The 13,767-nt window shown below is 72.1% G+C and carries 2 protein-coding genes; both read right to left on the bottom strand.

What is annotated here, in order from left to right:
* Positions 1-25: 25 nt before the first annotated feature.
* On the bottom strand, positions 26-9,817 hold the full coding sequence (locus DMC64_RS22280; RefSeq protein ID WP_370324519.1) for a type I polyketide synthase: 9,792 nt from the start codon (positions 9,815-9,817) through the stop codon (positions 26-28).
* 421 nt (positions 9,818-10,238) lie between these two features.
* Positions 10,239-13,763 carry a type I polyketide synthase gene (locus DMC64_RS22285; RefSeq protein WP_255432683.1) on the bottom strand — a complete coding sequence of 1,175 codons (3,525 nt, stop codon included), beginning with the start codon at positions 13,761-13,763 and terminating at the stop codon, positions 10,239-10,241.
* Positions 13,764-13,767: the final 4 nt, after the last annotated feature.

Below are 13,767 nucleotides of genomic sequence, written 5' to 3' on the forward strand. Positions count from 1 at the left end.
GGAAGGGTCTCCCAGGTCAGGCGGTTCAGGACGCGCCGAGTTCGTGATCGAGCAGGTCGAACAGTTCGTCCGCGGTGGCCGACTCCAGCGAGTCGTCGGCCTCGGCGGCGGGCTCGCCGGTCCACGCCGCCAGCAGCGTGCGCAGGCGCGCGGTGACCCCGGCGCGGTCCCCGTTCGCCGGGGCGGCGGTGGCCAGCAGCGCTTCGAGCCGGTCGAGCCCGGCGTGCACCGACGCGGTGGTGGCCACCCCTTCGGCGGGCAGTTCGGCCGCGAGGTGCCCGGCCAGCGCGGCCGGGTTGGGGTGGTCGAACACCACCGTCGTCGAGAGTTTCAGCCCGCTCAGCGCGCACAGCTGGTTGCGCAGTTCGACCGCACTGAGCGAATCCATCCCGAGTTCGACGAAGCCCTTGCCCGGATCGATCGCCCCGGCGCCCGCGTGACCGAGCGCGGCCGCGACCTGCTCGCGCACCACCTCCAGCACCGCGTCGTCGCGTTCGGCGCCGGTCAGGCCCGAAAGCCTGTCCTGCAACGACGGACCGGCGGGGGTGGACGCGGCGCGCCGGGACGGAGCCCGCACCAGTCCCCGCAGCAACGGAGGCAACATCGCGGGTTCCACATCGCGGAGCGAGGACGGCGTCAGCGCCATCGGCAGCACCACCGGTCCGGCGCCGGAGGCCGCGTCGAACAGGGCGAGCCCGGCTTCCGGGGTCAGCGCGGCGATACCGGTGCGGCCCATCCTGGCCAGGTCGGTGTCGCTCAGTTCGCCCGTCATGCCGCCGTCGGTCGCCCACAGTCCCCAGGCGAGCGACGTGGCCGGACGTCCTTGGGCGTGACGGTGGCGGGCGAGCGTGTCGAGGAACGCATTGGCCGCCGCGTAGTTCGCCTGGCCGGGATTGCCGAACGTGGCCGACGCCGAGGAGAACAGCACGAACTCGTCGACGTCACCCGCGAGTTCGTGCAGGTTCAGCGCCGCGTCGACCTTCGGCCGCAGCACCTTCGCCAGCCGCTCCGGGGTCAACGCGTCGACCAGACCGTCGTCGAGCACGCCGGCCGTGTGCACGACGGCGGTCAGCTCGTGCCCGGCGAGGGCCGCTTCCAGCGCCGCGCGGTCGGCGACGTCGCAGGCTTCGACGGTGACGTCGGCACCCGCGGCCGTCAGGTCGGCCACCAGGTCCTTGGCACCCTCGGCTTCCAGCCCGCGCCGGGAGACCAGCAGCAGCCGGGTCACGCCGCGTGCGGCCACCAGATGCCGGGCCACCAACGCGCCGAGCGCTCCCGTACCACCGGTGACCAGCACCGTCTTGCCTGGATCGAGCGCGACCGGTGCCGCCGCGGCGGTCTTGCGGACCAGCCTCGGCGCGTACGCGGCGCCGTTCTCCAGCCGCAGTTCGGGATCGTCGGCCGACACCCGGACCGGATCCCCGGTGGTCTCGGCGATGCCGAACCGGCCGGGGTGCTCGGACGAGGCAGAGCGGAACAGTCCCCGTACCGCGGCCTGCGCCAGGTCGGTGCCGTCGGTCACCAGGACGAGCCGGTGCGTGTCCAGCCGCTCGTCGGCGAGCCAGTCCCGCACCTGGCGCAACGCCCACGCGGTCGCGTCGTGCACCGCCTCGGCGGTCTCCCCGGACGGGCAGACCAGCAGCGCGACTTCCGGCGTCTTGGCGGCAAGCAAGGCAGCGACGTCCACATAGGACTCTCCGGTGCCGACCCTGACGTCCTCTGCGGACACTTCCTCGGCAGGCACCTCGGTCCACTCGACGTGGAACAGTGAGCTGCTCCCCTGCCGGTTTCCCAGCTGCTCCGGCGAAATCCGACGGAAGACCAGGGAATCGACCGTGGCCACCGGAGCGCCTTCGCCGTCGGTGAGGAGCAGTGAGATCGTGTCCGGAGCGGACGAGGACAGCCGGACCCGCAACGTCCGCGCACCGGTCGCGGCCAGCGAGACACCCTTCCACGTGAACGGCAGGAACGGTCCCTCGCTCTCGCCCTCCAGCCGGAGCTTCGACGCGTGCAGCGCGGCGTCCAGCAGCGCGGGGTGGACGCCGAAGCCTTCGGCGTCACGGAACCGGTCTTCGGGCAACGAAACCTCCGCGTAGACGTCGTCCCCGGCCTTCCACGCCGCGCGCAGGCCCTGGAACAACGGCCCGTACTCGAAACCGGTGCCGTCGAGCCGGTCGTAGAAATCCCCGACCGGGATCTCGGTGCCCTCCGGCGGCCAGCTGTCCGGATTCCCGTTCTCGACAGGGGTTCCGGTGGCCAGGAGACCGGTGGCGTGCCGCGTCCACGGTTCGTCGTCGGCCGCGGCTCCGGGGCGGGAATGGATCTCGATCGTGCGCTCGCCGTCCTCGCCGGGCTCGCCGACGGTGACGTGCAGCCGGACGTCGCCGCTTTCCGGCAACGCCAGCGGGGCCTCCAGGGTCAGCTCGGCGACGGTTCCGCAGCCGGCACGGTCACCGGCGTGCAACGCGAGATCGACGAACGCGGTGCCGGGCAGCAGAGCCGTACCAAGTACGACGTGCTCCGCGAGCCACGGCTGGGTCCGCAGCGAAAGCCTTCCGGTGAACGAGATCCCGCTCCCGCCGGGCACCGGCACGGCGGCGCCGAGCAGCGCGTGCCCGGCCTCGCCGAGTCCGAACGCGGCCGCGTCGCCCGCCGTCGCGCCGGTGCTCGCCAGCCAGAAGTGCTGGTGCTCGAAGGGATACGTGGGCAGCGTGACCCGGTTCGCCGGAACGCCGTCGAACACGCCCGCCCAGTCGATCCCGACGCCGTGGACGTGCAGGCGGCCGAGCGTGGTCGCCAGCGCGGCGACCTCGGGGCGTTCCCCGCGCAGGGTCGGGATCAGCACGGTGTCTTCGAGGAAGTCCTTCGCCATGGCGGAAAGGACGCCCTCCGGTCCGAGTTCGACGAAGGCGCGCACACCCTCGGCTTCGGCGAACCGGATCGCGTCGTGGAACCGCACCGCCTCGCGGACGTGCCGCACCCAGTACCCGGGCGAGGCGATTTCGGGATCGGGACGGCCGGTCACCGTGGACACGACCGGGATCCGCGGCTCGCTGAAGGAGAGCCCGGACACGACCCGGCGGAAGTCCGCGAGCATCGGTTCCATCAGCGGCGAGTGGAACGCGTGGCTGACCACGAGCCGCTTGCTCTTGCGGTCCGCGAACCGGTCCACCACGGCGGTGACGGCGTCCTCGTCCCCGGACAGCACCACCGCTTCCGGGCCGTTGACGGCGGCGATCGACACGCGCTCGGTGAGCAGCGAGGTCACCTCGTCTTCGTTGGCCTGCAAGGCGATCATCACGCCGCGAGACGGCAGGGCACCCATGAGCCTGCCGCGCGCCTCGACCATCGTGGCCGCGTCCGCGAGCGACAGGACCCCGGCGACATGCGCGGCCGCGATCTCGCCGACCGAATGCCCGAGCAGCATCGCCGGCCGGACACCCCAGCTCTCCAACAGCCGGAACAGCGCGACCTCGACGGCGAACAGGGCACACTGCGCGAACGCCGTTTCGTGCACTCGTTCGGTTCCGAGGACTTCGCGCAGCGATAGCCCGAGGCGCGGGTCCAGATGGGCGCACACCTCGTCGAACGCGGCGGCGAACACCGGGAAGCGGGCCGCGAGTTCGGCGCCCATCCCGGGTTTCTGGCTGCCCTGACCGGTGAACAGGAACCCCGGCGCCCCGGCGGTGAGCGCGCCGCGCAGCACCGCCGCGCTCGGCGTCCCCTCGGCGAGGAGCGCCAGTTCGCGCAGCCGGTCCGGCCCGGTCACGGCGGCCCGGACCTCCAGCCCTGCACGGGCGGTCGCCAGCGTGTACGCGATGTCGGAGTCGTCCCCGGGGTGCTCTTCCAGGCGCGCGTGCAGGCGGGAAGCCTGCGCCCGCAACGCTTCCTCGGTCTTGGCCGAGAGCACCCACGGCACCCACGTGTCCCCGGCGGCGGGCGGTGCCGCGCTCTCGGGGACCTCTTCGATCAGCGTGTGCACGTTGGTCCCGCTGACCCCGAAGGAGGAGACGCCCGCCCGGCGCGGACGTCCAGTGTCCGGCCAGTCCACCGGTTCGGTGAGCAGCCGGACGTCACCCGCCGTCCAGTCCACCTCCGTGGTGGGCGCGTCGACGTGCAGGGTCCGCGGCAGGACACCGTGGCGGATCGCCTGCACCATCTTGATCACACCCGCCACACCCGACGCCGACTGCGTGTGCCCCAGGTTCGACTTGACCGAACCGAGCCACAGCGGGTGCTCGCGCTCCCCGCCGTACGCGGCGAGCAGGGCCTGCGCCTCGATCGGGTCGCCCAGGCTGGTTCCGGTGCCGTGTGCCTCTACGGCGTCCACATCGGACGGTGCGAAACCGGCGTTCGCCAGTGCCTGCCGGATCACCCGTTGCTGAGACGGCCCGTTCGGCGCGCTCAGCCCGTTGGACGCGCCGTCCTGGTTCACCGCCGAACCGCGCACCAGCGCCAGTACGGGGTGGCCGAGGCGGCGCGCGTCGGAAAGCCGTTCCACCAGAAGGATTCCGGCACCCTCGGACCACGCGGTGCCGTCGGCGGCGTCGGCGAACGCCTTGCAGCGCCCGTCCGGCGCGAGCCCGCGCTGACGGCTGAACTCCACGAATGCGGCCGGGTTGGCCATCACGGTCACCCCGCCGGCCAGCGCCAGCGAACATTCGCCGCGCCGCAGCGCCTGCGCCGCGAGATGCAGTGCCACCAGCGAAGACGAACACGCCGTGTCGATCGTCACCGCCGGGCCTTCCAGCCCGAAGGTGTACGAGAGGCGGCCGGAGACGACGGCGGTGGCGGTCCCGGTGAGGAAGTAGCCCTCGGTGCCTTCGGGCGCGTCGGTGGCGTCCAAGCCGTAGTTCTGGAAGGAAGCGCCGACGAAAACGCCGGTCGCGCTCCCCCGCAGGGTCGCCGGGTCGATCCCGGCCCGTTCGAACGCCTCCCACGACGTCTCCAGCAGCAACCGCTGCTGCGGATCCATCGCCAGCGCCTCACGCGGCGAGATCCCGAAGAACGCCGCGTCGAAACCGCCCGCGTCGTCGAGGAAGCCGCCTTCGCGGGCGTACGTGGTGCCGAGGTGCGCGGGGTCCGGGTCGTAGAGCGCGTCGAGGTCCCAGCCGCGGTCGCCGGGGAACGCGGCCATCGCGTCCCCGCCGTCCGCGACGAACTCCCAGAACTTCTCCGGATCCGTGATCCCGCCGGGGAACCGGCAGCTCATCGCGACGATCGCGATCGGCTCGTCGTCGGTCACCACCACGGCGGGGGCGGCCTGGGTCCCGGTGACGTCGCCGGTCAGTTCGGCGACGAGATGCCCGGCCAGCGCCGAGGCCGAAGGATGGTCGAAGACCAGGGTCGCGGGCAGCCGCAGCCCGGTGGCGGCGGCCAGCCGGTCGCGGACCTCGACCGCGGTCAGGGAATCGAAACCGAGGTCGCGGAAGGCCCGGTCCGGCTCGACGGCGGCGGCGCCACCGTGGCCGAGGACGGCGGCGGCCTGCGCGCGGACCAGATCGAGCACGATACGGGCCCGGTCGGCCTCGGGGGCGGCCAGCAGTCCGGCGGCGAATTCGGAACCGCCCGGTCCGGCGGTGTCGGAGGACAGCGCCTCGCGGACTTCGGGCAGCGCGTCCAGCAGCGGCCGAGGCCGGGCGAGGGCGAATCCGGGAGCGAACCGCGCCCAGTCGACGTCGGCGACCGCGACGAAGGTCTCGTCGTGCGAAACGGCCTGGACAAGCGCGGAGACGGCGAGCGCCGGGTCCATCGCGGCCAATCCGAGACGGCGCAAGCGGTCGACGTCGTCCTGGCCGGCCAGCCCGCTGCCGCCGCCCCACAGACCCCACGCCACCGAGGTGGCGGGCAGGCCCCGGGCACGACGGCGTTCGGCGAGCGCGTCCAAGGCGGCGTTCGCGGCACCGTAGGCACCCTGTCCGGCGCCACCCCAGACCCCCGCGTTGGAGGAGAAGAGTACGAAGGCGTCCAGTTCGGTGCCTTCGAGGAGTTCGTCGAGGTGAGCGGCACCGCCCGCCTTGGCGGCGAGCGCGTCGGCGAGTTCCGCCGGGCCGGTCTCGGCGAGCGACGCGGTGGTCCCGACCCCCGCCGTGTGCACGACGGCGTTCGGCGGATACTCGGCCAGCACCGCGGCCAGTGCCTCGCGATCAGCGACGTCGCAGGCGGCGAACGTCACCCGCGCTCCGAGTCCGGCGAGTTCCTCGCGCAATTCCGCCGCACCCTCGGCCGCCGCCCCGCGCCTGCTGGTGAGCACCAGGTGTTCGGCTCCGTTCCCGGCGAGCCATCGCGCGACGTGGGCGGCCACCGCCCCGGTGCCACCGGTGACCAGGACGGTCCCACGGGGTCGCCATTCCGGCGCGACGGCGTCCCCGAGCGGCGCCCGCACGAGCCGCCGCAGGTAGACCCCGGACGACCGGACGGCGACCTGGTCTTCGTGGCCACTGGCGAGCACCCCGGCGAGCCGGGCCGCGGCGCGTTCGTCGAGTTCCTCCGGAAGGTCGACGAGGCCGCCCCAGCGTTCGGGATGTTCGAGGCCGATCGCCCGGCCGAGGCCCCACACCGGGGCCTGCGCGTTCGGGCTCTCCGACCGGCCGACGGCGACCGCGCCGGAAGTGACAATCCACAGTGGAGCGCCGAGTCCGTCGAGCTTTCGGGCGAGGTCCGTGGTCGCGACGAGACCGGCGGGTACCACCGGATGGTCCGCATGCGGCCGTTCGTCGAGGGCCAGCAGGGAAAGCACGCCGTCGACCGGCTCGTTCGGCAGTTCGTCATCCGGGCCGGCGAGCAGGACACGGGCGCCGAGCCGGGTGAGCGCCTCCGCGACGGGCGGCACCGGGCCGGGCGGGACGACCAGCAGCCACGTCCCGTCGAGGGCGGCTGCGGATGTCCCGGTCGCGGGGACCCAGTCGATCCGGTACCGCCAGCCGTCCACTGTGGACTTTTCCAGACCGGAGCGGCGCCAGGCCGAAAGCGCGGGAAGCACCGCGTCCCAGGCTCCCTCCCCGGCGGGGACGGCGGCGTCGAGCGCGCCGGTGTCGGCCTGGTCGACGGCCGCCCAGAAGCGCAGTTCGGCCTCCGTCCCGCCCTGCCGGGCGACGGCGGCGTCGAGCCAGTACGGCACCCGCTGGAAGGCGTAGGTGGGCAGGTCGACCCTGGTGGCGCTGGGCCACAACGCGGCCCAATCCGGCCGGAGGCCGCGTACGTGCGCCTCGGCCAGCGACGTCAGGAACCGGCGGAGGCCGCCCTCGTCACGGCGAAGCGAACCGAGCGCGACCGCGTGGGCGCCCCGTTCCTCGATGGTTTCGGTGACGCTGCCGGTCAGCACCGGATGCGCGCTGGCTTCGACGAAGAACCGGTGACCGTCGTCGAGCAACCGCTGGACGGACCGGTCGAACCGGACGGTGGCCCGCAGGTTCCGGAACCAGTACTCGGGGGTCAGCCCGGCCGTGTCGAGGGGTTCCCCGGTCACCGTCGAGTAGAACGGCACGGTGGACGCGCGGTGTTCGACGCCGGCGAGCAGGCCGAGCAGTTCCTCGCGCAGGACGTCCACCTGCGGTGAATGCGAGGCGTAGTCCACCGGGATCCGGCGGGCACGCACACCGTCCGCCTCGCAGGCGGCGACGAGTCCGTCGAGTGCCTCGGGGTCGCCGGAGACCACGACCGACGCGGGTCCGTTGACCGCGGCCACGGCGACCCGGTCACCCCATTCCGCCAGCCGAGGGAGCACGTCGTCGCGGCCGAGGGCGACCGCCACCATTCCCCCGGCACCGGACAGCGCGAGAATGGCCTTGGCCCGCAAGGCGACGACCTTGGCGGCGTCGGCCAGCGACAGGGCGCCGGACACGTACGCGGCCGCGATCTCGCCCTGGCTGTGCCCGGTCACGGCGTCGGGTTCGACCCCGCACGCCCGCCACAGCGCCGCCAGCGACACGTTGACCGCGAAGAGGGCGGGCTGCACGACGTCGACACGCTCCAGCGCCGTCGCGTCGCCGAGCACGTCGGTGAGCTTCCAGTCCACAAAGGACGTAAGAGCGCGCTCGCAGTCGAGCAGTGCGGCCTGGAACACCGGTGAGGAGTCTTTGAGCTCCAGCGCCATCCCGGCCCACTGCGAGCCCTGCCCGGGAAAGACGAACGCGACCTTGCCCGGCGGCAAAGCGATACCTTCGACCAGCCCCGCCGCAGGCGCCCCGGCAGCCAAGGCGTCGAGCGACGCTTCCGCATCGGCCACGACGACAGCGCGGTGCTCCAGCGCGGCACGGGAGGTCGCGAGCGAGAAAGCGATGTCGGTCAAGGATTCCGTCTGGCGAAGGTGCTCACGCAGCCGGGCGGACTGCGCGCGCAGAGCCTCGGCGCTCCGGGCGGACAGGAGCAGCGTTGTCACCCCGTCGCCGAGCGGAGATTCGCCGTCACGCTCGGCGGATTCGGCCTCCGGCGCCTGTTCGACGATGACGTGCGCGTTGGTGCCGCTGACCCCGAACGACGAGATCCCGGCGCGGCGCGGCTCCCCGGTCTCCGGCCAAGGGCGGGCTTCGGTGAGCAGTTCGACCGCACCCGCTTCCCAGTCCACTTTGGACGACGGGGTGTCGACGTGCAGGGTCATCGGGGCGATCCCGTGCCGGATCGCCTGGACCATCTTGATCACGCCGCCGACCCCGGCGGCCGCCTGGGTGTGCCCGACGTTCGACTTCAGCGACCCCAGCCACAGTGGACGGACGCGCTCCTGTCCGTAGGCGGCGAGCAGGGCCTGCGCCTCGATCGGGTCGCCCAGCGTCGTCCCCGTGCCGTGTGCCTCGACGACGTCGACCTGGTGCGGCGCGAGGCCGGCGCTGTCGAGCGCCTGCCGGATCACCCGCTGCTGCGACGGGCCGTTCGGCGCGGTGAGCCCGCTGCTCGCGCCGTCCTGGTTGACCGCGGTGCCGCGCACCACGGCGAGGACCGGATGCCCGTGGCGACGGGCGTCGGAAAGCCGTTCGAGCAGCAGGATCCCGGCGCCCTCGGCCCAGCCGGTGCCGTCGGCCGCGTCGGCGAAGGGTTTGCAGCGGCCGTCGGGCGCCATCCCACGCTGACGGCTGAACTCCACGAAGGTCTCGGGCGAGGCCATCACGGTCACCCCGCCCGCCAGCGCGAGCGTGGATTCCCCGCGCCGGAGCGACTCGGCGGCGAGGTGCAGCGCGACCAGCGAAGACGAGCACGCGGTGTCGATGGTGACGGCGGGGCCTTCGAGACCGAAGGTGTAGGCGACGCGTCCGGAGGCGACGCTCCCGGCGCTGCCGTTGCCGAGGTAGCCCTCGAACTCGCGCAGTTCCTCGGCTCGGGGGTCGAGCCTGGAGCCGTAGTCGTTGTACATCACCCCGGCGAACACGCCGGTCCGGCTGCCGCGCACGGAAAGCGGGTCGATCCCGGCGCGTTCGAAGACCTCCCAGGCGGTCTCCAGCAGCAGACGCTGCTGCGGGTCGACGGTGAGCGCCTCGCGCGGGCTGATACCGAAGAACGCGGCGTCGAACTCGTGGGCGTCGTAGAGGAAACCGCCCTCACGCGTGTAGGTCTTGCCGTGCCGCGCGGGGTCGGGATCGTAGAGGGCCTCGACGTCCCAGCCCCGGTCGGTGGGGAAGCCGCCCACCGCGTCGGTGCCCGCGACCACGAGGTCCCAGAGCTGCTCCGGGCCGCGGACGCCGCCCGGGTACCGGCAGGCCATCCCGATGATCGCGATCGGCTCGTGCTCCCGCGCCTCGGCCTCCCGCAGCCGGGCCCGGGTCCGATGCAGGTCGGCCGACACCCGCTTGAGGTAGTCGCGCAGCTTCTCCTCGTTCAGCATCAGTAGCCAACCTCTTCGCGCCGGGAAAAACGAAATGCCACTCGAGGAAAAGCTAGGTGAGCTGCGAAGAGGCGGACAACCCCTAGCCGCCCCTACGTCCCCTTAGGGAATAGGCGACGAACAGGGCTATTTCAGGGGGTGAGGCGGACGCCGGGCGGGTGTCGCGAAAGCCACTTTCGAGACATGTGACGTCCCGAAAGTGGCTTTCGCGACATGCCCGAGGCGAGCCGGTCGCCCCAGATGGTGGCGAGGGCCTCCTTGCCTACCCTGAAGGTAGGTAAGGAGGCCTTCGCTACCCCGCCGACGCGGCTTGGTGAGCCCCACCGCCTCGGGTGTGTTGCGAAAGTGGCTTTCGCAACGTTGAAGGTTGCGAAAGTGGCTTTCGCAACACCCGGGAGCCCCATGCCGAAACCATTCTTACCACTCAAGAAGGTTTAAGCACATTGTCGATGAAAGCGAACATTTCCTCATCGTCCGCCGATTCGAGTTTTCCGTCGATTTCCTCGGCCGGGTCTTCCCCGCCTTGAAGCGTGCCCAGAAGGGCCCGCAGCCGGGCGCTGAGCCGGGCCCGTTCGGCCTCTCCGGGATCGGCCGCGGTCAGCGCGGCGGCGAACCGGTCGAGTTCGGCGTCGAGGCCCGGTCCGGCGGACTCGGTGGCCAGTTCGGCCGCCAGGTGGGCCGCGAGCGCTCCGGCGTTGGGCCGGTCGAAGACGAGCGTGGGCGGCAACCGCAGGCCGGTCGCCTCGGCGAGCCGGTTGCGCAGTTCCACGGCGGTCAGCGAGTCGAAGCCCAGTTCGAGGAACCCGCGGTCTTCGGCGATCGCGTCGGCCGATTCGTGCCCGAGCACGGCCGCCACCCGGACCCGCACCACCTCCAGCAGCAGCCGGACGCGTTCGGCCTCCGGTTTCCCGGCGAGGTCCCGTTTCAGCGCCTCGGCCGTGCCCGACGTCTCCCCCGACCGGCGTACGGGAACGCGCACCAGGCCGCGCAGCAGCGCCGGGATCTCGGTGGCCGGGCGGCCCCGGAAAGCGGTCAGGTCGATTTTGGCGGGGACGAGCAGCCCGTCCGCGCCGGCCACGGCGGCGTCGAACAGCGCCAGACCTTCCTCCGTGGACAGCGCGGTGACACCCGCGCGGGCCATCCGGCGGACGTCGGTGTCGTCGAGTTCGCCGGTCAGCTTGCTGCGTTCCGCCCAGAAACCCCAGGCGAGGGACACACCCGGCAGCCCCTCGGCGCGACGCCGGAGCATGAGGGCGTCGGCGTAGGCGTTCGCCGCGGCGTAGCCCGCTTGCCCCGGGTTGCCGAACACGCCGGCCGCCGAGGAGAACACGACGAACTTGCGGACCGGCCCGGCGAGTTCGTGCAGCACGCGGGCGCCATCGGCCTTCGGAGCCAGCACGGTGCCGAGCCGATCGGGGGTCAGGCCGTCGACGAGCCCGTCGTCGAGCACAGCGGCGGCGTGCACCACCGCGGTCACCGGATGCGCGGCCAGCAGCACGCGCACCGCCGACGGGTCCGCGACGTCGCAAGCCGCGACGGTGACCTGGGTGCCCCGCTCCGCCAGGTCCGCGATCAGGTCTTCCGCGCCGGTGCCCGTCCGCCCGGTCAGCACCAGTCCGCGAACACCGTGCCGGACGGCGAGATGCCGGGCCAGCGCCTGCCCGAGCCGTCCGGTGCCACCGGTGATCAGCACGACGTCGTCGGGCGTCCAGTCCGGTTCACCCGCGTCGGCGGCCGCGACCCGCGCGAGCCGCGGTACCAGCGGTTTGCCGTCGTGGACGGCGACCTGCGCTTCCCCGGTCGCCAGCGCGGTCCGGACCTCGTCGTCGGTCCGCGCGTCGATCAGCACGAACCGGCCCGGATGCTCGGCCTGGGCCGACCGCACCAGACCCCAGACCGCGGCCGTCACCGGATCCGGCGACGCGCTCGCCACCGCGCCCGACGTGAGCACGACGGTCGTGGCCGTCGAACCCGCTTGGATCCGCTTCAGGACCTCCTCCAGGACCGGCCGCAGTTCGCCTTCGGGGCAGCGCCACACCACCGGCTCTTCCGGCGACGGCGACCCCACCGGAGCGGGGACCCAGTCGAGCCGGAACAGCGAATCCCGGTGGCGTCCGAGCTGGGCCGGGGAGATCGGGCGCAGGCCCAGTTCCCCGACGGTCAGCACCGGGGTGCCGGTCTCGTCGGCCACGGTGAGCGAGCCACCGTCGGGGGCCGGGGTCAGCCGAACCCGGAGTTTCGACGCGCCCGTGGCGTGGAGGGTCACGCCGGACCACGTGAACGGCAGACGCACGGTTTCGTCCCGGGCGCCGAGGCCGAGGGTGTGCAGGGCCGCGTCGAGCAGGGCCGGGTGCACGCCGAAGCGGTCCGCCTCCTCGCCCGCGGGCAGGTCGACCTCGGCGAACACATCGTCACCCTGACGCCACGCCGCGCGCAGCCCCTGGAACACCGGGCCGTAGGCGAGGCCGAGTTCGGCGAAACGGTCGTAGAGATCGGACACCGGCACCTCGGAGGCGCCGGGAGGCGGCCACTCGGCGAGCGACACCGTCGAGGGCGCGCCAGCGGACAGCGTTCCCTGTGCGTTGCGGATCCACGGTTCGGTGGAGTCCTCCGGCCGTGAGTGCACGGACACGGCACGGCGGCCACGCTCGTCGAGCTCCCCGAGCAAGACCTGCAGTGCCACGGGCCCGTCGAGGACGAGCGGCGCTTCCAGAGTCAGTTCGTCGATACTGTCGCAGCCCACCTCGCGACCCGCGCGAAAGGCGAGTTCGACGAACCCTGTACCTGGCAGGAGCACGGTGTCCAGGACCGCGTGATCGGCGAGCCAGGGTTGGGTTTCCGGCGAGATCCGGCCGGTGAGGACGAGGCCGTCGCCGTCCGCGAGCGGCAGGGCGGCGCCGAGCAGCGGGTGGTCGACCACCGTCTGCCCGAACGCCGACGCGTCCCCGCTCGCGGCGCCCGCTTCGAGCCAGAACCGCTTGTGCTGGAAGGCATAGGTTGGCAGGTCGACCCGTTCGGCCGGCGGCAGCACGGTGGACCACGAGGGGCTCAGGCCCTGCGTGTGGGCTTCCGCGAGCGACGCGACGAACCGCTCCGCGCCACCCTCACCCCGACGCAAACTCCCCAGAGCGACAGCATCTTCACTGATACCGGGAACCAACACCGGATGCGGGCTCGTCTCCACGAAGAACCGGAAACCATCCTCCAGCAACCGATCCACCGTCGCCGCGAACTGCACCTTCCCCCGTAGGTTCCGGAACCAGTACGCCGCATCCAATTCCAGAGGCTCATCGGTCACCGTCGAATAGAACGGGATCACCGGCGACTGCGGCGAAATACTCGCCAACGCAGACACCACGTCCTGCTCGATCGCATCCACATGAGCCGAATGCGACGCATAGTCCACCGGGATCCGCTTCGCCCGCACATCCAGCAACTCACACCGCTTGATCAGCGCGTCCAAGCCTGCAACGTCGCCGGACACCACCACCGCCGCAGGACCGTTCACCGCCGCCACCGACACACCCTCAGGCAGCAACTCCCGAACACGATCCTCCGAAGCGGCCACCGACACCATGCCACCGAGTCCCGACAACGCCAAAATCGCCTTACTCCGCAAACACACAACCCGCGCAGCATCATCCAACGACAACGCACCCGCCACACACGCAGCCGCGATCTCACCCTGCGAATGACCCACCACCGCAGCAGGCTCCACACCACACGCCCGCCACAACCGCGCCAACGACACCATCACCGCAAACAACACCGGCTGCACCACATCAACCCGCTCCAACGCAGCCGCATCCGACAACACATCAGACAACTTCCAGTCCACAAAGGACGACAAAGCCGTCTCACACTCAGCCATCGACTCAGCGAACACCGGAGCAGCCACCACAAGCTCCTCCGCCATCCCCACCCACTGCGAACCCTGACCCGGAAACACGAAC

It is taken from the genome of Amycolatopsis sp. WAC 04197 (assembly GCF_003947475.1).
Lineage (GTDB): Bacteria > Actinomycetota > Actinomycetes > Mycobacteriales > Pseudonocardiaceae > Amycolatopsis > Amycolatopsis japonica.